Annotated in this window: 20 protein-coding genes; 7 read left to right on the top strand and 13 right to left on the bottom strand. The window is 47.3% G+C overall.

Annotated elements, in window-relative coordinates; translation table 11 throughout:
• Positions 1-126 precede the first annotated feature (126 nt).
• The 3 genes from hypE to B9A32_RS01080 all read left to right on the top strand — a co-directional run bounded on the left by hypE (position 127) and on the right by B9A32_RS01080 (position 2874).
• A complete protein-coding gene (gene hypE, locus B9A32_RS01090) occupies positions 127-1137 on the top strand; it encodes a hydrogenase expression/formation protein HypE (protein WP_084066522.1) in 1011 nt (336 codons plus the stop codon).
• Between the two features lie 388 nt (positions 1138-1525).
• On the top strand, positions 1526-2389 hold the full coding sequence (locus B9A32_RS01085; RefSeq protein ID WP_084066521.1) for a YitT family protein: 864 nt from the start codon (positions 1526-1528) through the stop codon (positions 2387-2389).
• A 179-nt stretch (positions 2390-2568) separates the two neighbouring features.
• Positions 2569-2874 (top strand): YhbY family RNA-binding protein, encoded by a 306-nt coding sequence (locus tag B9A32_RS01080; protein WP_084066520.1) that lies wholly within the window; start codon positions 2569-2571, stop codon positions 2872-2874.
• A gap of 52 nt (positions 2875-2926) precedes the next feature.
• Here B9A32_RS01080 and B9A32_RS01075 read toward each other — a convergent pair whose 3' ends face one another.
• On the bottom strand, positions 2927-3985 hold the full coding sequence (locus B9A32_RS01075) for an NAD(P)H-dependent glycerol-3-phosphate dehydrogenase (protein ID WP_084066519.1): 1059 nt from the start codon (positions 3983-3985) through the stop codon (positions 2927-2929).
• Between the two features lie 209 nt (positions 3986-4194).
• Between B9A32_RS01075 and B9A32_RS22260 the strand changes: the two genes are divergently transcribed.
• Entirely contained in the window at positions 4195-5076 is an 882-nt protein-coding gene (locus B9A32_RS22260) for a helix-turn-helix domain-containing protein (RefSeq protein WP_269748991.1), read from the top strand.
• A 271-nt stretch (positions 5077-5347) separates the two neighbouring features.
• On the opposite strand, the gene B9A32_RS01065 is transcribed toward B9A32_RS22260, so the two are convergent.
• On the bottom strand, positions 5348-6247 hold the full coding sequence (locus tag B9A32_RS01065) for a TIGR01777 family oxidoreductase (protein ID WP_084066678.1): 900 nt from the start codon (positions 6245-6247) through the stop codon (positions 5348-5350).
• Between the two features lie 1480 nt (positions 6248-7727).
• On the opposite strand from B9A32_RS01065, the gene B9A32_RS01060 reads away from it, so the two are divergent.
• The 3 genes from B9A32_RS01060 to B9A32_RS21255 all read left to right on the top strand — a co-directional run bounded on the left by B9A32_RS01060 (position 7728) and on the right by B9A32_RS21255 (position 10206).
• Positions 7728-8660, top strand: a complete 933-nt coding sequence (locus B9A32_RS01060) for a histone deacetylase family protein (RefSeq protein WP_232366985.1) — start codon at positions 7728-7730, stop codon at positions 8658-8660.
• Positions 8661-8678: 18 nt separating this feature from the next.
• Positions 8679-9356, top strand: a complete 678-nt coding sequence (locus B9A32_RS01055; RefSeq protein WP_084066517.1) for a CBS and ACT domain-containing protein — start codon at positions 8679-8681, stop codon at positions 9354-9356.
• A gap of 673 nt (positions 9357-10029) precedes the next feature.
• Positions 10030-10206 (top strand): thioredoxin domain-containing protein, encoded by a 177-nt coding sequence (locus B9A32_RS21255; protein ID WP_170923646.1) that lies wholly within the window; start codon positions 10030-10032, stop codon positions 10204-10206.
• A gap of 72 nt (positions 10207-10278) precedes the next feature.
• Here the strand turns inward: B9A32_RS21255 and rlmN are convergent, their stop codons facing one another.
• The 11 genes from rlmN to B9A32_RS01000 all read right to left on the bottom strand — a co-directional run bounded on the left by rlmN (position 10279) and on the right by B9A32_RS01000 (position 21856).
• Positions 10279-11364 (bottom strand): 23S rRNA (adenine(2503)-C(2))-methyltransferase RlmN, encoded by a 1086-nt coding sequence (gene rlmN, locus B9A32_RS01050; protein WP_084066516.1) that lies wholly within the window; start codon positions 11362-11364, stop codon positions 10279-10281.
• Entirely contained in the window at positions 11361-12752 is a 1392-nt protein-coding gene (locus B9A32_RS01045) for a sigma-54-dependent transcriptional regulator (protein WP_084066515.1), read from the bottom strand. Before B9A32_RS01045 ends, rlmN begins: the two co-directional genes overlap by 4 nt.
• Positions 12752-14272 (bottom strand): two-component system sensor histidine kinase NtrB, encoded by a 1521-nt coding sequence (locus B9A32_RS01040; RefSeq protein WP_084066514.1) that lies wholly within the window; start codon positions 14270-14272, stop codon positions 12752-12754. The genes B9A32_RS01045 and B9A32_RS01040 overlap by 1 nt, the downstream gene beginning before the upstream one ends.
• On the bottom strand, positions 14269-14694 hold the full coding sequence (locus B9A32_RS01035; RefSeq protein ID WP_084066677.1) for a hypothetical protein: 426 nt from the start codon (positions 14692-14694) through the stop codon (positions 14269-14271). Before B9A32_RS01035 ends, B9A32_RS01040 begins: the two co-directional genes overlap by 4 nt.
• Positions 14695-14826: 132 nt before the next feature.
• Positions 14827-15408 (bottom strand): hypothetical protein, encoded by a 582-nt coding sequence (locus tag B9A32_RS01030; RefSeq protein ID WP_084066513.1) that lies wholly within the window; start codon positions 15406-15408, stop codon positions 14827-14829.
• Between the two features lie 105 nt (positions 15409-15513).
• Positions 15514-17217 (bottom strand): sulfite exporter TauE/SafE family protein, encoded by a 1704-nt coding sequence (locus tag B9A32_RS01025; protein ID WP_084066676.1) that lies wholly within the window; start codon positions 17215-17217, stop codon positions 15514-15516.
• A 432-nt stretch (positions 17218-17649) separates the two neighbouring features.
• Positions 17650-18417: a 2Fe-2S iron-sulfur cluster-binding protein gene (locus B9A32_RS01020; protein ID WP_084066512.1), complete on the bottom strand. Its 768-nt coding sequence runs from the start codon at positions 18415-18417 to the stop codon at positions 17650-17652.
• Between the two features lie 15 nt (positions 18418-18432).
• A complete protein-coding gene (locus tag B9A32_RS01015) occupies positions 18433-18882 on the bottom strand; it encodes a CBS domain-containing protein (RefSeq protein ID WP_084066511.1) in 450 nt (149 codons plus the stop codon).
• A gap of 12 nt (positions 18883-18894) precedes the next feature.
• Positions 18895-19113 carry a hypothetical protein gene (locus B9A32_RS01010; protein ID WP_084066510.1) on the bottom strand — a complete coding sequence of 73 codons (219 nt, stop codon included), beginning with the start codon at positions 19111-19113 and terminating at the stop codon, positions 18895-18897.
• 11 nt (positions 19114-19124) lie between these two features.
• Positions 19125-21296: an FAD-dependent oxidoreductase gene (locus B9A32_RS01005; protein WP_084066509.1), complete on the bottom strand. Its 2172-nt coding sequence runs from the start codon at positions 21294-21296 to the stop codon at positions 19125-19127.
• A gap of 44 nt (positions 21297-21340) precedes the next feature.
• Positions 21341-21856, bottom strand: a complete 516-nt coding sequence (locus B9A32_RS01000) for a 4Fe-4S dicluster domain-containing protein (RefSeq protein ID WP_084066508.1) — start codon at positions 21854-21856, stop codon at positions 21341-21343.
• Positions 21857-22263 lie beyond the last annotated feature (407 nt).

Here is a 22263-nt window from a genome sequence, read left to right as displayed (position 1 = left end):
TGACCGGTGCCCCATATTGGCTTAGCTGGGGCTGCGTAGCACACCAATGCTAAGGGGGGGGGGGCAGACCAAAATGAGTGAAGATGGGGGATTCTGACCGAATATTTACAAAAGAAAGGACAATATATGGGCAATGACAAGGTATTACTGGACCACGGCAGCGGCGGGAAGATTTCCCATGCCATGATTTCCAACATGATTCTTCCCGCCTTTAACAATCCTGTGTTAAACCGCCTGGATGATGGTGCCGTCCTTGAAATGAACGGCGGTCGGGTGGCTTTTTCCACAGATTCCTATGTGGTGGACCCCATCTTTTTCCCCGGTGGTAATATTGGAGATCTGGCCATTAACGGCACGGTGAATGATGTGGCCATGTGTGGTGCCATCCCTGAGTATGTCAGTGTGGGATTGATCCTGGAGGAAGGCTTTTCCTCGGATGACTTGTCCATTATTCTTCAATCCATGGCCCGGGCCGCCCAAAAGGCCGGTGTCCAGGTGGTCACCGGGGACACCAAGGTGGTTCCCCGGGGCAAGGCAGATAAAATATTCATCAATACCTCGGGCTTTGGTATTATTCCCCCGGGGATTCATCTTTCCGGCAGCAGTGCAAGCCCCGGAGACCGGGTGATCATCAGTGGAACCGTTGCCGACCATGGGATCACCGTTCTTACGGCAAGGGAGGGGCTGGGAATTGACTCTGAAATTGAAACGGACAGTGCTCCCTTGAACCATATGGTCAAAGAAATTCTCAAAGCGGCCCCGGGTGTCCATGTCCTTCGGGACCCCACCCGGGGGGGCGTGGGAACCACCTTGAACGAAATTGCAGCCCAGTCCGGTGTGGGCATTCGCATAAAAGAGCAGTATATCCCTTTAAAAGGGGCCGTCCTTGGCATGTGTGAACTTTTGGGGTTTGATCCCCTTTACATTGCCAATGAAGGAAAATTGCTTGCCGTTGTTGCTCCGGAAGATACCGATGCCGCATTGAGGGCCATTCAGAACAGTCCATTTGGCAGGGACGCGGCAGTTATCGGGGAGGTGACCGCAGAAGATCCCGGCAAGGTATTTCTGGAAACCGTCATCGGGGGTGCCCGAATTGTTGACATGCTGGCCGGGGACCAGCTCCCCCGGATTTGTTGATTTTTTCATTTTTAAACTCTGGGGCATAAAAAGGGTTGACTCTATTATAAAATAGGTGTAAACGCTGCGTTCTTTCCTTGGCGGTCGTGTGGCCTTCCATGGGAAAGATATTCCGGTCATGTGTCGGGAATGTGTAAATATTCGGCTTGGTGATATAAATGTTTGTGCAGTGCCCCATATGGGGCTGTTTGGGACTGCGTAGCATACTATTGCTAAGGGGGTGAGCAAGCCAAAACAGTGAAGATGGGGTGCTAACCGAATATTTGCGGAAATGTACTGAATTGTTATTTAATACCTGGAGGTTGCATTCATGGCTTTGCATCTTGAATGTTACTTTCAGGAGATATGATTCCATGCCCTTTAGTGGTCTTTAATTGGAAATTTTCCCATGAGTGTTGAAAAAAAACAATTACTCTCCTCTGTATTGTGGAACCTTTTGCTCCTGACTGTGGGTTCCATCATTCTTGCCATTGGTATTAACGCCATTGTTATTCCCCACGGATTTATCACCGGGGGATTGTCCGGTGTGTGTCTGTTGATTTACTATGCCGCAGATTTGCTTTCCACCGGTGTCTGGTACTTGATTATCAATATCCCCCTGTTTCTTGTGGGCTGGGTGAAAATCAGCCGTCGATTTTTCTTTTACAGTCTTTTTGGAATGGTTGCACTCTCTCTTTGTATGGAAATTTTTTCCTTTGAGATTGCCATAAACGATCCCTTTCTGGCCATTTTGGCCGGGGGGAGCATCATGGGGATTGGTGCGGGGATTGCCCTGCATTCCCTGGGATCAATGGGGGGACTTGATATTGTTTGTATCATGCTTAACCAAAAGTTTGGTATCCGCATCGGCAATTTTCTGTTTGCCTTTAACATGGTATTGTTTCTTTTCAGTTTCAGTATTATGGAGACAGATCTTGTGCTTTATTCCATTGCATTGAGTTATGTCACTTCCCAGGTGCTGGAACATGTGTTAACCATGTTCAACCAGCGAAAAATGATTTTAATTATTTCGGATTACCATGATCAGATTGCAGATACCATTAAAAACAAATTAAACCGGGGGGCCACTTTTATTAACGGTGCCGGTGTTTACTCCGGCAAGGAGAAAAAAATTATTTTAACGGTGGTTCATAATTATCAGCTCAAACGCCTTGAAGAGGCTGTACTTTTGATTGATCCCCTGGCTTTTATGATCACTGAAAATACCTTTAATGTCCTTGGAAGGGGCTTTTCAAAACCTAAAACCTATTGATGTAAGAGCTTGTTTAAAAATAGATGAATCGGCTGCAACCCCATGGGAACGGTCTTGAGTTTTCCGGATTTTCGGTCAATGGTCCGGCTGTTAACAGAAAATTTGAGAAAATCGGTTCCGGTTTCCATGGGATTAGGCGTTGATTTCCTGATTTTTCAACAGGATCTGAGGAAAGTATATTGAAAGAATTAAAAGGATCACAACGGAAATATTTAAGAGGGCTTGCCCATGGATTAAATCCGGCAGCCTTTGTGGGGCAAAAGGGAATGACCGATGCCCTTATCAGTGAGGTCAACCAGGGGCTGGATGCGGCGGAGTTGATCAAGGTAAAATTTGTGGATAATAAAGAAAAAGAGACCAAAACAGCACTGGCCCGGGAGATTGCCCGGCGTACCCAGTCCCATCTGGCCGGGCTCATCGGCCATGTGGCCATATATTACAGGGAACACAGGGAACCTGAAAAACGAACCATCACAATTCCCTGAGTTTGTTTTTTTTGAGCCCGGTGTGGTAAAATCCGGGCATTGATCGGAAAAATTATTTGTGGGATCGGGCAGCGTATTTGTCAATTTCGCTGGTTTCGTGCCCCAGGGGACGGGTCATTAAGCGTGTGATGGCTTTTTCAGGATTGCTGTTTTCATACAGTGCCCGGTAAACTTCATTGATGATGGGCAGCTCTATGTCCAGTTTTTTGGCCAGGTGGTAGATGGATTTTGTGTTCCGGACCCCTTCTGCCACGGTGCGTCGTTCCGCTTGGATTTCCGCCAGGGTCATTCCCCGTCCCAATTGTTTTCCCACAGTGTAATTCCGGCTTAGATCCCCTGTACAGGTAAGAATCAGATCCCCCACACCGGACAGACCGGAAAAAGTGTGGGGATTGGCCCCCATGTGCAGGCCAAGTCGTCTTATTTCCGCAAGTCCCCGGGTGATGAGACCGGCCCGGGTGTTGAGCCCTAAGCCCACGCCGTCCACAAATCCTGCGGCAATGGCAATGACATTTTTCACTGCCCCCCCCAGTTCCAGCCCGATGGGATCATCATTGACATATATCCTGAAGTAATCTGTGGCAAAAATGTGTTGAACCCGGGTGGCAACGGCATTGTCTTTTCCCCCCACACTGATGGCAGTGGGAACCTTGAGAGCCACTTCCTTTGCAAAGCTCGGGCCGGATAATACGGCAATGTTGTGGGGATTCAGGGAGGGAAGACACTCTTTCAGCACGCCGTACATGGTCAGATAGGTTCCGTCTTCAATGCCCTTGGATGCCGTGATGACAATGGTATCCTCTGCAATAAAGGGGGCCATTTTGCCGCCCATGTCCCGCATGGTGTGGGAGGGGACCACCACCAGTATGATTTTATTGCTTTTCACCACCTGTTCAAGGTCATTGGAGGGAATAAGGTTGGGAGACAGGGCAATGCCGGGGAGAAACATTTTGTTTTCCCGGTGCGTCATAATATCCTGGACAACTTCTGTTTCATAGGCCCACAAATCCACCTTGTGCCCCTTGTCTGCCAGAAGGTTGGCAAGGGCTGTACCCCAGCTTCCGGCACCGATTACACCGATTTTTTCTATATCTTCAATCGCTCCAGCCATGGTATGTTTCCTGAGTTATATTAATGTGGTTATTTTGTGTTTGTTTTTGTCAACATAAAAAAACTTGCACGTGGCGCACAAGTTCAATAAACATTGTATTTATAATTTGAATGGTTGTTTGTCAATTGCTTTACCCCCGGTGCGACATGCTCCGGGATTTTCAGGGTAGGGGAATATTGTGATCATATCCACCATACAGGGGATGAAAGATGGATAAAAAAGAAAGTATCTGGGATGTAAATTTTTCCATGAATGACACCGTATTTGATTCCCTGACAGCCCATCTTGCCATATTGGATGAAAACGGCACCATTCTTTCCACCAATCGGGCCTGGAATGAAAGTGCCAGAAAAAGGGGAAACCCGTGTGGTTATGATGTGCCCGGAGAAAATTATCTGCAGGTGTGCCGAAAAATAATGGGGAATAATCGTCAGAAAACCCTTGAAATCATTGAGGGTATTCAGGGGGTTATTGATGGTTCCATTGGGGAATTCTGCCTGGAATATCCACTTCATACTCCGGGGGAGCGTATCTGGTACTATATTCGGGTCATGCGTCTGTCGGCCCGGGGGGCCTTAAAACTTCTGGTGAGCCATGAAGACATCACCGGGCTGAAGCTGGCACAGGAGGCCCTTCGACTGGGGGAGGAGAGTCTTAAAAAACAAAAAAAAATTCTGGAAGAAAAAAATATTGCGCTTAAGGTGCTGCTGGAGCAGCGAGAGGCAGATAAAATAGAGATGGAACAAAATGTTCTGACCAATGTCAAAGAGACCATTTTGCCTTACCTTGAGCGATTAAAGGCAGCCCCCCTTCGGAAAGAGGAGCAAAAAATTGTGGACATTATTGATTCCCAGCTCATGGCCATCATATCTCCTTTTATGAATCGCCTCAGCCATGCCGGGATTTTTTTGACCCCCCAGGAACTCCAGGTGGCCACCCTGGTCAAAGAAGGCAAGCCCAGCAAAGAGATAGCCGATATTTTATATATCTCAAAATCAACCGTGCATTTCCATCGAAAAAATATTCGTAAAAAATTGGGTATTTCCGATCGAAAGAAAAATCTGCGTTTCCATTTGATGGCTCTTTCCTGATTCGTCCATAAAATCCAAACGATTTCAAAATTGTTACTTGCAATGCAGCTAATTGAAGTTGCTGAATTATTAAGACAACCATCACTCAACTTTCGGTGTTCGCATTTCGTGGTGGGGTCAGGCTTTCGTTATTGACATTATCGAGGCTTTTTTCGTTGGCAAAGGCCTTGGTCGATAACATCAATAACAAAAGCCTGACCCCGTCGGCACATGACCCCGTCGGTACATTTAAAAATGCCGGCTTTGAAATGAAGCCCGAAAGTTGAGACCATCACTTGAGAATTTCTTGTAATGCAATGGCAAGACGGGGAAATTGAAATTGAAATTTTTCTTTTAAAAGCGCCTTGGGAACAGCTTTTTGACTGCCCATGATGGCCTTGCTCATTTCCCCCAATGCAAGCTTCATCATAAATGCAGGTGCCGGCATGATACTTGGGCGTTTCAATGCGTTTCCAAGCTCCTTTGCAAAGGTTTTCTGGCGAACGGTTTCCGGCGCACAAAAATTAAACGGTCCGGAAAACTCCTTATTTTGCATGAGAAAAATAATTGCCTGTAAAAGATCTGCCACATGAATCCAGGGAAACCAATGCCTGCCACTGCCCAATGGACCCCCGGCAAATAATTTAAATGCGGGTATCATTTGGGCAAGGGCGCCTCCTTCTTTGCCCAGTACCACCCCAAAACGCATTAAAACCACCCGACATCCCTTTTCGGTGGCCCTGAGGGCCTCTTTTTCCCAGTCAATGCACACCGATGCCAGAAAATCATCACCGGGTTCCCGATTTTCTGCCAATGTATCCTCCCCGCCGTCTCCGTAATATCCAATGGCGGAGGTGTTCATCAAAAGGGGCTGGCTGCTTTCTGGGATTGAATCCACAATGTGTTTTGTGGTTAAAATTCGGCTGTCATAAATTTGGGATTTATAGCGCTTTGTCCAGTATCCGAAAATGTTTTTACCAGTTAAATTTATAATGACCTCTGCTTGGGATATGTTTTTTTGCCATGGTCCGGGGCGGGTGGTGTCGGCGCTGATCCAGTTAAAGTTTTTTGTTCCTTCCCGGGGGTGTGTGGCAGAGGTTCCCACCCCTGTTACGGTGTGTCCCTGCTCAATCATGATGCGTGTGAGATGGGTGCCTACAAACCCTGATGCGCCTGTGATGGTGATTTTCATATTTTCCTCTTTACTGTTTATTTTGTTTTTTAAGAGTTTCTTCTGATGCCTGCCACGGGCGGACCGCATTCTGACCTCGGTCTACCCACAACAAAGGTAGAAATGTCTCTCAGGTTTGCGGAATATTTCATATAACCGCCACGGGCGGACCGTATTCTGATCCCGTTCCGCCCACAACAAAGCTTGAAATATGCCCCAGATTTGAGAGGCATTTGATATAACGGGCATCTCCTGTTGGACACAACAGATATAGGGTCGTAGACGCGGAGCCAAATGGTATTATACCGCCGCTTTCCGACGGGCAATGGGTCTGGACCGGAACTGTAGACAGCCCAATTGTCCGGTTTCTATTGCCCGTCGGGGGGCGGCTCTGCTGAGGTTGCTTAAAAAAATCGGGACACCTGCCACAGCGAATTGCCCTTTTAAATTTTTCCAGGCCGGTTGGGCTGAGAACAAGTGATGGTGCAGCACGAAGGGACTCAATCAGACTTTATTGAGTTACCATTGAATAATCTTCGCTTATTATTGTCCATGGCTGAAATCCTGAATAAACGGTGAATTCAAAACTTCTGAATCTCTAACTCAACTTTCGGTGTTCGCATTTCGTGGTGGGGTCAGGCTTTCGTTATTGACATTATCGAGGTTTTTTTCGTTAGCAAAGGCCTTGGTCGATAACATCAATAACAAAAGCCTGACCCCGTCGGCACACTGAGCCTATCGGTACATTTAAAAATGCTGGCTTTGAAATAAAGCCCGAAAGTTGAGTCTCTAAGTTAATTAATGCCAAGTAGTTGTTGATTCTCTCTATTTTTACTGAAGTATAATAGTATTTTAAATTAAAGTCTATTTTGTTTTGAAATTCTTTTTTATTATTTGCTTGACACATATTGAAAATATGTGAAGAGTAGGCAGTGAAAGAATGCAAAATCGTGGTACCATGGGGTTATATCAGTTGATATGTTTAATAAGGGTTGCCCAAACTCTTTTAAATATTCGGAAAAATCCAGAGAATCAAAAATATACATAAGTTTTCAATTGAGTCCGGCCATTCAGAACTTTTTTTGGTATGAAATACTCAGTAAATCAGGGGTGTATTTCAAACTTCGTTGTGGGCAGAACCGGATCAGAATAGAGTCTGCCCGTGGCAGTTTATATATGAAAAGGCCGCCTCCACGTTTACCCCGGCAGAGAGCCCCCCGAGGGGCAATGGGAACCGGCCAATTGAGCTGTCTACAGTTCCGGCCGGGTCCATTGCCCTTCGGGGGGCGGCATAATACCATTTGCAATATTCGTTGTATCCGCCAAGAGATGGAGAATATATGAAATACCGTATGGTGACGGACCACCATAATTAAATAGACCAACTTGTTTGAAGCCAGTAGCACTTTCATGGGTGCCAGAAAAGTTTTATTAACAACATTGAAATAATGAATTCCGGTTTACCGGATGGGGAAATTTTTATATGAAAAGAACTGGTTATTTGCATGATAATAGATATATACTACACGATACAGGGCCTCATCATCCCGAGACGTCCGATCGACTTCTGGCCGTATACGAGGGAATTAAAGAAGAAGGGATACTGGAACACCTCACCATGATTTCTGCTTCCCGGGCCGACTTGAAATGGATTGAAACGGTCCATGATCCCGTTTATATAAGGCGGTTTGAAGAGATCTGTCTGTCCGGACACAATACCTTTGATGATCCGGATAATTGTATCTCCATGGACACCTATGAATCTGCCTTTCTTGCCGTGGGGGGCATCCTTGACACCGTTGATCTGATGATGACAGATAAAATTGATAATGCCTTTTGTGCTGTACGTCCACCGGGACACCATGCGGAAAAGGACAAGGCCATGGGATTTTGTTATTTTAATAATATTGCCATTACTGCTCGATATCTCCAGGAAAAATGGGGAATTGAAAAAGTGGCTATCATTGATATTGATGTGCACCATGGCAATGGTACCCAGCATATTTTTGAACAGGATGCATCGGTGTTTTATTATTCCATCCATGAGCACCCTTCCTTTGCCTATCCCGGAACCGGAAGGGATTTTGAGGTGGGAACCCTTGGAGGACACGGTTTTACCAAAAATTCACTGGTACTTCCGGGGCAGGGGGATGATGTTTATTACATGTTAATCCAGGGCGATCTCATGCCTGCCATTAATAAATTTGAACCGGAGGTGATTTTGGTCTCCACGGGATTTGATGCCCACAGAGATGACGAGATGTCTGATATCAAAGTCAGCACCCAGTGTTTTTCATGGATGATGCAGACCATCATGGATCTGGGGGAACGCCATTGTGACGGTCGGGTGATATCCATTCTCGAGGGGGGCTATTCCCTGCAACGATTACCGGAACTTGCCGGAAATCATGTAAAAATTTTGCTTGATTCATAAAAAACTGGAGGGTAAAAGATGTTTGTCAGCAATCACATGAAAAAAACCGTGATCACCGTGGACCAGGATGCTTCTGTTTTTGAAGCACAGCAACTCATGGCAGAAAAACAAATTCGTCATCTGCCCATTGTGGATGCTGAAAATAGACTCTTGGCCATTGTGACGGACAGAGATATCAGAAGTGCCTTGCCCTACACCCTGCTCAAGGGGTCCCACACCGATGAGGAAAAAGCAGGTTTAATCGATCTTAAAGTTAAAAATATCATGACCCTTGATCCCAAAAGCATTTCTCCCATGGATACCATCCAGGATGCTTTGCTTTTGATTCAGCAGCACAAAGTGGGGGCTTTCCCTGTCATCAACGAAAAAAAAGAACTCATGGGAATTCTTTCCGTGCGGGACCTACTCAGCTCATTTATTAATGTGCTCAATATCAATGAGCCGGGCACATTGCTTTGTGTGCTGGTGGAAGAGAAAGTGGGGCAATTGAAAAAACTTGTGGACACCATCACCGAAGAGGGGATTTCCTTTGGCAGTGTACTTGTCAATCGCCATTGGGAAGAAGATAAACGGGCCGTTTTTATTTATCTTTTAACCAACAATGTGGTGCGGGTGAAAAAGAAAATCACAGCCCTTGGATTTTCTTTGTTGGACCCCATGTCCTGGTATATTGATAACCTTTCCCAAAAAGAATAACTCTCTTGGAGTCCCGGCGATTGTCCGTAAATATTCGATTAACACCCCATCTTCACCCGTTTTGGCCTGCCCTACGCCGCCCAAATGGGTGAATATGGGGAACTGCTCAAACATTTACATTTATGAGCCGAATTTTACGATTGTCCTGCTTAAAAAGCATCGGGAGCGTTGCCGATCAGGATATGGCAATTGTCGGGAGGCATGATAGCCTTAATAAGATTATGATACATATCGTGTGTTGTTTTTTCAGGGATGCCTTGAAGTATAATGTTATTATCTGTTCCTTTGTGTTTCTATTTTACCCATGATGCTGTTTTATCACTCCTTAATTCAATCTGAAATCTCTAAATTCCTTTTCTTGCCTGTACACCGCCCATGGGGAAAATATAAGAAAAATTGGATAAATTACCAACTTTACCTTGACAATATCATCGTCAATGCATACCATATGCTCATAATTCATGACGCATCCTTTCATTATTGTTCCTGATTCCAGGGACGCCCAGTGTGTAATTCTTTGTCATTTCCGGTGGATTGACAATATGCGCTAAAAGGGATTTACCTTGTCTTCGTTCCCCTGAAGCCAAGGGCTCATAATAACAACCTGTTTTCACTTTTGGGCTGTGTCGTGGATATTTTTGTGAAAACGGTTAAAGAAAGGAGAAATTTAATTATGGAAAACGTATGTAAAGCATGTGGCGTAATACTCTTGAAAAATCAGAAAACCTGCCCCTGTTGCGGTGCGGTAAAAACCTTTGAATCCCATCACGATCCCATGCCTTATCCTGAAGTTGAATTGAACGACTCCCTGAGAGACCCCTTCATCGCCGATCGCCATGCAGGTTACTGACACGTTCCCGTGTTCAGCCTTTTCCCATACAAATTGTACCGATAATCTCCTGTCCCGGTAAATTCTGCCCGTTTACATTGATTGATGTAGATTTTTGCCTGAAAGTTGACCGCATCCTGCCTGAAGACTTCGGCCCTTGGCCCATCGCTTGACCACAAAAAGTCCTTTGGCCTCCAAGATGGCGGCAAATTGATGCATGGCGTTGTCATCAACGGATTGTAAAGATAAATTTTGAGGACGTTTTCGTGATATCCCGGCGCTTGAAATCCCATGATCAGGGGGATTATAGGCGATGAGATTGACCCGCACCGTCAATCCGGAAAGGTAGTTTACCAATTTTTCTGCGTCTTTGGGTGAGTCATTGATGCCTTTGATGAGAATATATTCAATGAGGATCACCCGCCGGGACATAAGGGGGTATGCCAGCAGAGCCTGTTTTAATTTTCCCAGGGAATAGCGTTGATTCACCGGCATGAGCATGGAGCGGGTTTTATCACTTGCGCTGTTGATGGAGACAGCCAGATTGATTTGGGGCATGCCTTGGCGGGCAAGGGACTCAATGCCCGGTATTACGCCGCAGGTGGATACGGTCATATGACGAAGGGCCATGTCAAATCCCCGGGGATCGTTAAGTACCCGGATGGCCTGGAATAGCGAATCCAGGTTATCAAAGGGTTCTCCCATCCCCATGAAAACAATGTTTTTGATTTTTTTTTGCAGCGTGAATCTGGCGGAAAAGAGCTGTCCTGTGATTTCGTCAACGGCGAGATTTCGGTGAAATCCCTGTTTTGCCGTTTCGCAGAAAATGCATCCCATGCGACAGCCCGCCTGGGTGGATACACAAAGGGTGCTGTAGTGCTTCATGGGGATGATCACCGATTCAATGGTCAGGCCGTCTTTAAGCTTTGTGACAAATTTAAGGGTTCCTGAATCCTCTTGCTGATCAATAATTTCCATGGACGGCAGTAAGAGGTCCTGCTCCAGCTGCACCGTCAGCCGGGGAGAATTTGTAAATTCCCGGGCCTGCTGAAATTGTAAATTGCCTGTTTTTATGATTTCACGGATCAGTGCCCTTGCGTGAAATTTTCCTTTGCCGTAATTTTTTTCCAGGTAACGGGTGATTTGGCTGCATGTCAGCGCCAGAATATTGAGGCTCATCTGTAAGTATCAGCTTTAATGGTAAATCGTTTCATTATCTGTTGCAGGGCCTGGCGCTCCAGACCGCATTGTCGCGCAGCCTGGGTGACGTTGCCCCCTGTCAGGGAGAGAAGGGTGCCGATGTAATTGTGGTTAAATTGCTGGAGTAACTGCTCTTTTGCCTCTTTATAAGGTAATTTAAAAAGGTTTTCTGTATCTGGAAAAGGAGGCTGAACTGTTTTTTGCTGATCGGCCAGATCCATGTGGGACGGGGAGATGGTATCTCCATCGCTGTGTAAAATACCCTGGATTAACATATTTTCCAGCTCCCGGACATTTCCCTGCCAGTGCTGCTTCAAAAGAAGATCCATGAGTGCCGGATCTATTTTCTTTGCTGTTTTATTGAGTTTTTTACAATGTTTTTCCACCAGATGACAGGCAATGGGGGGAATGTCTGTGATGCGATCCCTTAACGGTGGAAGCGTGATGGTAAACACGCTGAGTCGGTAGAAAAAATCTTCGCGAAATTCGCCTTTCTCTATTTTCCGGGCAAGATTACGGTTGGTGGAGGCCACAATGCGCACATCCACTTTTCTGGACCGGGTGTCCCCCAAGGGTTTAACTTCTTTTTCCTGGAGTACCCGCAACAGCTTGGTCTGGATGGTGGGGCCGATATCTCCGATTTCATCAAGAAAAATGGTGCCTTCATGGGCTTCCTGGAACAGACCTGACTTATCCCTCATGGCATTGGTAAAAGCGCCTTTTTTATAGCCGAATAATTCACTTTCCAGAATGGCTTCGGGAACAGTGGGGCAGTTCACCGGGATAAATTTTTTTTTTTTCCGTTGACTCAGGGCGTGGATGGACTGGGCCGTGAGATCTTTACCTGTGCCGGATTCACCGGTGATGAGCACCGTGACATCACTTTGGGCCACCATGGATATTTTATCATACACCTCCTGCATGGCCGGGCTCTCTCCAATGAGTTTTCCAAAGGTGGCGGATTTTTCTCTGTGGAGCTTTTTATTCTCCTTTATGAGTCCCCCCCGTTCCAGGGCTTTTTTTACCCGGAAAAGGATTTCGTCCTGCTCAAAGGGTTTGGACACAAAGTCATAGGCCCCGCTTTTGATGGCTTTAATGGCCACATCAATGCTGCCAAAGGCGGTGAGCATGAGCACAGTGAGGTCCGGGTAATGCTCCACGGTGTGCCGGAGCAGTTCAAAACCGTCCATGCCCGGCATTTTAATGTCACACAGCATGAGATCAAAGGATTCCCTGGCAAGAATGTTCACAGCTGTTTCACCGGAAAATGCCATGGTGACATGGCAGTTAAATTCAATTTCCAGGGTACGCTTTAACAGTCTTGTCATATCTTGTTCATCATCCACAACAAGAATATGTGCAGCCATTAATAATCTCCTTTTTCCGGTGGCAGGGGCACGGTAATGGTAAATGTGGCCCCTTTGTTTTTTTCGCTTTCTGCCTGGATACGGCCACCGTGTTTTTTAATAATACCATAACTCACGGAAAGACCCAGTCCGGTTCCCTGGCCTACAGGTTTGGTGGTGAAGAACGGATGGAATATCCGGGTGATGTTTTCCGGGCTGATTCCTTTTCCATTGTCTTTTACCACAATTACAGCCTCATCTGAACGGTTTTTCCGGGTGCTGACAGATATATTTCCTTTTTTGTCCAGGGCATGGCAGGCATTTATCAGAAGGTTTATAATTACCTGTCTGAGTTCCTGTTCATTGCCCATGATGTTGAGGGGGAAATTGTCAAAGAGATTCAGTTCAATGGTGATGTTTCTGAAATCAGCGTGGTTATGGATAAAATTCACCACATCCGTCAACACCTGGTTAATGTTGATAATGCCCCGCTCCAGGGTATCCTTTCGGGCAAAGGCCAGCATGTCTGATACCACTGTTTTGCAGTTCTTTACATGTTTTTCAATGATTTTAAGATCATCGTGGTAGGGAAAATTGTCTTTGTTGGCGGCTTCGGCTTTGAGCATCAGCTGGGTGTACCCCAATATGATTCCCAATGGATTATTGATTTCATGGGCCACCCCTGCGGAAAGTTCTCCCAGGGCTGCCAGTTTGTCTGCCTGGACGATCTGCTCTTCCATCTCTTTTTTTTCATTGATATTTTTGATGATAAAATGAAATGTTTTTGCACACCCAAAGGCACCATAATCAATACCGCCGGTGATGATTACGTAGAGTTTGTTACCCCGGACTCCTTTAAAATAGGTCTCTTCATTGAGGATAAATTCATTTTCCATGATTAGTCGGCTGATTCGCTGCCAGTCTTCATCCGAGGCAAATAACCGGTCCATGGGCATGTTTTCCATTAAAAGTTCCTCTTTGGTATATCCGGTCATGGCCACCCCTGCGGGGTTGATTTCCCGGATGTGCCAGTGATCATCTGTGACCAGAATGGTGTCCAGGGATTGTTCAAAAATACGTCGGCATTTATGTTCCGAGGTGGTGAGCATTTCAGTGCGCTCCACCACTTTTTGCTCCAGGGTCTGGTTCAGGCTCACAAGTTGGGAGTGGGTCTCTTCCAGGGCCCTGCGGCTGGACAAAATTTTGGTGTTGATGGTCCAGCTCTGGTTGAAAAAAAGGGTCACAAGTCCCACAAGCATGAAAGAAACGGTGTTGATGGTGCCGCTGTAAGGACCGATGGCAGACCAGATATGGCCGTGGGAGGTGAGCAGGAGAACCTGTTTTAAAATGTGGCCAAACGCGCGGGACAGAGCAAAAATGGTAAGACCGGAGCAGATCCACACCAGATAAAGGCAGATGGCATTATCCGGTTCCTTTGCCCTTAATTTGCGGGCTTTGGAAAGGGAAACACCCGCAATGCAGATCATCCCCAGTGACCCCAGGACATCAATGGCCAGAATGGGCATATAGGGAAATATCATGGGGTTTTCCTCTGCAGTAAGTGAGAAAGTCCTCTGTGGAGAAATATCATTGCTGGCAGACAGAGAAGATGATCCAGTCGCAGCAGATAGTAGAGGATGGCCAGCCCTTCATGGTGCTCCAGGGTTTTTATGTGGATGTTAGTCATGGAGATCAGGGAGGTGGAAATAAAGGTTGTCTGATTATCGAGCAGATGCACCAGGATGGCATCCATGTTCCAGAAAATAAAAAACAGAGCACTGTATTGTATCAACCGCCATCCCCGTTCCATGTGCAGTCTTTTACCCTGGATGGTGAGGATGAGAATGGCCATGGAGATCAGAAAAAAAAGATGTCCCAGCTGATGAACCAGAATACCTTCTTTGGCGCTGTGCATCTGGGTGGCGTGGGACAGGGTTGGAGAAATGATAAAGATCATTGCCATGATTATTGATCTTTTAGTCAGTCTTTTTTGTAAAGGAAGGATTTTGTTCAACGGCTTTTCCTGAAAATATGGTTGGCCCGTCATCCATATGGCGGATGATGAAAAACAGATGATGCTGTATTGAACTTTGGGCTATTCACCATGATTAAAAATCGTTTTGCGCACCCATGCCATGGTGGGAAAAAGTGCATAAACAAGCAGCACTGAAATGAAAAACCAAAAGATTGAGGGAATTGACCAGGGAAGTATGGAGTGACCATTGATCATGAAAAGTTCGGGCCTGCCAAACCATTGCATGAGCCCACCGGGGGTAAAACTTCGATTTACATATGCCAGGGTGCAAAGAAGGGGCAGCCATGTGGTGATAAGGCTCTTAAGTAACGATTCAAAAAAGAAGTCATAATAGGCCCGGTTGAGTTCTGCCTGGTCAATGTTTTTGGCCATGGCACGCCCTTTTTCTGTTTCTGCATGGTTCATGGCTTCCTGGCGAAGTTCAAACCAGTGGTCAAAATTTTTTTTCAGCCGGATATATCGTTGGGTGTTGTAGTGTTTTTTGAAAAACCGGGAGAGCGTTATACACAGAAGAACCAGAATAAAAATAATCATTTCCGGCCCCAGAAACCGCAGGGGCAGGAGCAGCGCATCCATAAACCCGGCAATTTTTTGGATACCGGCTTCAATCCCGAACCACACATTGTCCAGCATATCATCCATTGATATCCCTTTTTTTTTATTTTAAATCCGGGAAACAGCAATGACGCTGTTTCCCGGATCTGTTTTCATTCACTGTTTTGTTTTGTCAAATACAGTTTAAAATGTTTAGATCCAGATTTCAATCTTAAAAAATCTGAAAAAGAGAAAAAACAGGGTGATGGCAAGAACCCATTTCAGCTGAATTTCAGAAAACAGCGTCTGAAGTCTGCTGCCCAGCATACCGCCGGCAAATCCACCGATGATGATACTGATGGCAAGCCACATGTCCGGTAGATACCCGTTGAGCAGATATCCGATAAAGGAACCGATACTGCTGAAACAGGTTCCCACAAGGGCGATGGGAACAGCAACATACATGGGAAGGGCTCCCAGGCTTGTCATGGCAGGCACCAGAAGGAATCCACCACCAATACCAAAACTTCTGGAAACAACACCGATACCAAGCCCCAGAATGGCAAAAAGCAGGGGATTGATTTTGAACTCTTCTCCCCAGAATTTGAAGCGATAGTTGGTCAGGCTGGAGGCCACAGGCTCAATGGTACCCATTTCAGCAGCGGTCCCCTCTGATTTTGCTTTGGCAACGGCAGCATTGAATTTTTTCACCATGGCTTTAATGTTTTTTCGTTTTTCCATGGCTTTGGGGGTTAATTCCTGGAGGGTTTTAAAGCCCATGATCACAACCAGAATGGCCAGCCATTCTTTATAGGTTTTCATGGGAAGGTATTCAATGGCATATTTCCCCAGCCACACAGAACCGATGAAAATTCCCGCACCAAAGGATAGCCCCACAGGCCATGCCACCCGACGCTCTTTTACGGCAAATCGATAAAAAGAACCCAGGGGGGAAAACAGGGTCAGTGCAATGTTTGAAGGGCGAAGAACGTTGGCCGCATTAATACCGATGGGACCTGCTGTCTGTACCACCATCACCTGGAAGGCAGCCATGAGCATACCGCCTGCGGCACCGATCATGGAGAAGTAAGCGCCCACCAGAATGGCACCGATGATGATCCACAGCGGATTCATGTAACGGCCGCCTTTGGTGAGCCAGAATCCTTTGGGTTCCAGGGTGAAATTGCCCGCAGGCTGTCCATTGGCAAACACCTCAAATTCTGTGTCCGGGGGGGTGTGGCGAAAGCTTTTAAAGGACGCGGTAAATTTTCCTGTGGCTTTGTCCAGTTGAATGCTGGTTCCTTTGTCCCAATAATTATCCGAGGCCCCATAATCTCCCAGAACACTTCTGGAGAAAATGGTTACTTTACCCACTTTGGTACTCTCTTTGGTGATGGTGTTGATACCATAACTGCTTTCATGGGCATATTTATAAAAACGCCATTCTGCTTCATCCTTGATGCTGCCCAGCATATTCCGGGTTTCTTCATCAAGTTCAGACCATTTTTTGAGTTTAAACATGGTGGTACTGTAAAGTCCTCTTTTTCCCTTTTGGGTAAAAAAGGAGGGACCTCCAAATTTTTTATCAATCACGGCACCGAATTTTTCCGGATTTGAGGTGAGCATATAGTAGAGAGTGGGGATGCTGGTGTCCACTGTGTAACCATATTTCTTGGCTTCCTTGGCTAACTTTTTCACCTCTGTTTTACCGTCGGTGTCTTTGGAGGCAAATCGTTCTTTGGATGCAATACTCAAATAAAGATCTGCTCCAGGTTCAATGGTTCCGGTGATCTGAATGGTATCGCCGGCACTATAGGTGTCGGCAGACAATGAGGCTTCAATGCCGGCGGATGCGTTTGCAACGGCAAACAACATGAGCATTGACACAAATACAAGACGTGAAACAATTTTTTGCATGTTTTTCTCCTTTGAGATGAGCTTTAGGGTTACCTTTTTTCCTCCCGGGTTCCCCTCCGGGATGGGGATCCATGGGAATGGGAATGTGCCGGGACTTGAATAAAGGATACCGGTTTTAATGTTTATTCTTTTTGAACAGTTTGTTTTTTGAATATGAAAAGGTCGCCTCCAAGGCAACCTCAGAAGAGCCGCCCCCCCGATGGGGAATAGGAACCGGACAATTGAGCTGTCTACAGTTCCGGTCCGGGCCCATTTCCCATCGGGGGGGCGGCGGTATAATACCATTTGGCTCCGCGTCTACGACCCTATATTTGTTGTGTTCCACAGGACATACTCGTTTTATATAAAATCCCGCCCAACACTCTGGAATTATGAGGGTTTCATTTTTCGTTGTGGGCAGATCCGGATCATCATTCGATCTGCCCGTGGCAGTTATTTGATTCTTTTTGGCAAATGTGTTCGTTCGGTAATTGCCTTATCTGACATTATTTTTACACAGTTGGGGCAATAGTTATGGTGTTCTTTGACGTGGGGCTGTTCAATGGTGACATCTTCCACGTGGTGAAGAAACCGGGTGGTGGCATAGCGTCGACCGCATCCTTCACATCGTTCCAGGGGAAGCTGGCAAAACACCTGATCTTTTATGGCCATGGTTCGCATGGAATCTTTGTCCGTGGCCGTGATCACATGGGTGGGGCAGAGGTTGGCACAGGTACCGCAACCGATGCACAAAGAAGGATCTGCCACCACCCGTTTGCCGGACTCATCCGATACCATTTTAAGTGCCTTGGCCTTGACGATGTCATTGCATACCCTGATGCACAGCCGGCACTGGATACAACCGTCCGGGGGGGGAGTAACCTCCACATCAAATTCCCGGGCAATGGTTCGGATTCTTTCCGCATCCGGTGCCATTTGAAGCAATTTGTTAAAGGCCTTGGTCCGGGCCTTCTGGACAAGGGGGGTATTGGTTTTTACCTCAAGTCCCGGTTTTACCTTGAGAATACAAGAGAGCATGACAACGGCCTTTCCCGAATGGGAGGTCACTTCCACGCCGCATAGCTTGCAGGCCCCCGAGGGCTTTAGAGCCGGGTGGTAGCACAGATGGGGAATTTGAATTCCGTTTCTTTTGGCCACCTGAATCAGGGTTTCGCCTTTTTCTGCGGTTATGGGTTGTCCATCTATGGTAATGTCAACCATTGAATGTGTTCCTCCTTAATCCTGGGCTGCGTCCTGGAGATCCGTTACATAGTCCTGGAGGTAATGAAGTTCCTGGGTCAGCGCTCCCACATGGTTTTTGACAAGATCTTCCAGAGCAAGGATGCCTTTGATTGCAGCATTTTCAATCACCGGCAGATGGCGGATTTTGGCCTTGATCATCATGCCCATGGCGTCTTTGATTTCATCGTCGGGTTCTGCCACAATGAGATTGTGGGTCATGACTTCCCGAACCTGTATCTCCACAGTGTTTTTTTCCGGAAAGATCACATGGCAGCGGAGCAGGTCCCTTTCCGTAAAAATACCGGCAATGCGCCGGTCGTCCATGACCAGCAGGGCGGAAATATTATATCCTGACATCAGTTTCAAAGCGGCTGCCACAGTCTCTTCCTGACCAATGGTGTGAAAGGGGTTTTTTTCTTTTTTCAACAACTCTTTTACAAGCATATATCATCCTTTTCATGTATGTGTTTCAAGGGCCCGGAGGCAGTCCTGGGGTAAGCGGTGGGTTCCCATGCCCTGGAGGCTTACCTCAATAAGTGCGTCCGGATCATTGATGGCAGTGTCTGGATCGGTGATGATGCCATGGCAACCGATGAAGTCGTCCATGTAGGATTCCCATGCCTCATCTTTGGACGTCTGGTATACTTCTATTTTCTGACCCCTTCGAAATTGCATGTTTCCTCCTTTTATTTAGGTGTCACAGGGTGGGTGGCAACATTGAAACCCGCAGTTTGCTCCCTTGCGCAATTATTACACAATTGAGCTTTCTGGGTGACGGGTCTGATACCTTGTGTTTTTTTGTTGATGTAATCCAGGTATTTAGCCGGTCCCATGATGGCCCCGCAGGATTCACAATGAACCAGTTTCTGGCGGTTGATCACGGTGCCGCAGAGCATTAAAAGGCGTTCCCCGTTTCGATCTTCCATGGTGATGGCGTCATTGGGACAATTGGCCACGCAGGCACCGCATGCAATACAGTTTTCTGCGGTTTTACGAAAGTCTGTTTCACCGGGATTATCAAAATCCATGTAACCAAATTTAAGGGCATCAATGCCCATTTTATCCCGGCACACCTCCACACATTTACCGCAGCGCAGGCAAATATCACAACGCAGACAGCGTCGAGCCTCTTCCCGGACCATATTTTCGGTGTAGCCCAGCTCTGCCTGTTGAAACATGGTTCGTCTTCGGTCAATGTTGAGCATGGGCATGTCCGGTCGTTTTAAAACCATTTTGGTGCTGGCAGGCATCTCCAGGGTTTTTTCCCTGCGGTACCGCACCGGTACCTTGGGAATTCTGGGCTGGGGCATCCCGTTGAAATAGCGATCAATGGCTTCTGCTGCCCGTTTCCCGCCGCCAATGGCCTCTATCACCGTGGCAGGACCGGTGACAGCATCTCCGGCGGCAAACACACCGTGCTGGGAGGTTTCCATGGATGCCCGGGCCACCTCAATGGTTCCCCTGCGGGTCCATTGAACTTCCTGGAATTGATCCATGCCGTCGGTGTCCACAAATTGTCCGATGGCACTGATGACGGCATCTGTTTCCATGACATAATCACTGCCTTCAACGGGCACAGGGTAGAGGCGGTCACTGCCCTCTTTTTTAACAAGTTCCCCCCTCAGACAATGAAGACCGGTGACCTTTTCTCCATTACCCACAATGGCGGTGGGGATGGTGAGAAATGCAAATTTGACGCCTTCTTCTTCTGCATGCTCCACCTCTTCCACATCTGCGGGCATTTCTGACCGGGTTCTTCGATAGGCAATGGTCACCTCTTTGGCCCCCAGTCTCAGGCTGGTCCGGGCCGCATCAATGGCCACATTGCCACCACCGATGACCACCACCCGGTCCCCGGGGACGGTGCGTTGACCCAGGGCCACATTTTTAAGGAACATCACAGAGTCAACAACACCTTTATCTTTGTACTCTTCTTCTCCATCCAGCCCCAGCTGGTAAGATTTATGGGCACCAATGGCCAGAAAAAAGGCCCCAAAGCCTTCTTTTTCCAGGGATTCCCGGGTGACATCTTTGCCAAAAACAGTGTTGTAACAGATCTCCACCCCAAGGTCTTGGATCATGGCCACTTCCCGGTCAATGATCTCCCGGGGAAGGCGGTACCGGGGAATACCCACCATGAGCATGCCGCCGGGTACGGGAAGGGCTTCCAGTATTCTGACACCGTATCCCATGAGGGCCAGGTAATAGGCTGCAGAGAGTCCTGCCGGGCCTGCCCCCATCACACACACTTTTTTGCCGTTGGGGGGCTTGGGGGGGGGATTGGTATACAAGCCGTGGGACATGGCCCGTTCTGCGGCAAAGGCCTTTAAAAATTTTATGGACACCGGGGTGTCAATGCGTGCCCGGACGCACATCATTTCACAGGGGCGGGTACACACCAGACCGCACACCCAGGGAAGGGGGTTGTCATGGCGGATCACCTCAATGGCTTCAGCATCCCTGCCCTCGGCAATGAGGGAGAGGTAGGTGGGTACATCAATGCCGGCCGGGCATGCCATCTGGCAGGGGGAGGGGGCCAGCCTGACACAGTCCATGGATGCGCAGTTGCCTGTGTCAATGTGGCTTTGAAACACCGGTCCGTGTTGTTCCAGTATATCCCTTAGATATGTACCGGTTTTAAGTCCCTGGGGATTACCCGGGTTTTTAAAAAACTCCGCCACCCTGGCATTGACGCCGTTGAGATGCTCCGTACCGGCATGACCGTTGGAGATCTCTTCCAGCAACTTTAAAATTTCTTCTGCGATCCTTATGGTTCTGGGTTCAGTGATTGCACCGGAATCCAGTTGTCGGGATAAATAAAGGATGGTGCCATGAACCGGACAGAGATTTTCAGCCATGTGAACTCCTTTTTCCATTGAAGATTGCCTGGGATGCCATGGAATTATGATACAGAATTTTCAAGGGCAGCCACCAGTTGTGCATGTCGTTCCCGGCGGATCTGGGTCATATCTTCCACCTTGCCGAATTTAAGGCATCCACTGGTGCAGGTGGTGACACAGGCCGGTTGAAGGCCCTCATCAATGCGGTCCATGCAATAGTCGCATTTTACCACTTTGCCTGTTTCCGGGTTCCACTGGGGGGCACCCCAGGGGCAGGCAGATACGCAGGTTTTGCAGCCCACGCACAGATCAGGATCAATGAAAACAATGCCGTCCTTGCTTCTTTTCTGCATGGCTCCCGTGGGGCAGGCAGCCACGCACCAGGGGGTTTCACAATGAAAACAGGGCATGAAAATATAGGAGGTTCTGGGAAGGCCGCCAATGAGCTGGGGGCCCACCTGGATGATCTGGCATGGCCGGGGACCGGTGGGCAGTTTTTTATTGGTTTTGCACTGGATTTCGCAGGTACGGCATCCAATACATTGTTTTGCATCCTGGAACAGATAGTATTTACTCATTCATAGCCTCCAAAAGTATTGATTCACTCCGCCGGTGGTGCCGGAAAAATATTTTTTAATCCAAGCATGCAATATGGGTACCATAAGATGTCTGCGGCGAATTTTATTTTGAAATTGATGTGCCCACAACAAAAGTAGAAACACTCCAACAGATTTGTGGCGTATTTCATATAAACGGGCATCTTTTGTGGAACACAACAAATATTAAAAATGGTATTATACCGCCGCCCCAAAGGGGCAATGGTCCCGGACCGGAACTGTAAACCCCTTGATTGGCCGGTTCCTGTTACCCCTCGGGGGGCTCTGCTGAGGGCTTTTCGTTTGTTTTTCTTTAAATTAAGTGCATTGATAATCTTGCACCGCATGATTTATATTGCAAAGATTCTTTTGCCTTTTAGATACCGGGA

It is taken from the genome of Desulfocicer vacuolatum DSM 3385 (assembly GCF_900176365.1).
In the GTDB taxonomy this organism is placed as follows: Bacteria; Desulfobacterota; Desulfobacteria; order Desulfobacterales; family Desulfobacteraceae; genus Desulfocicer; species Desulfocicer vacuolatum.
The sequence above is the reverse complement of the archived record's forward strand: the minus strand, read 5'-3'. Positions and strand labels throughout refer to the sequence as shown.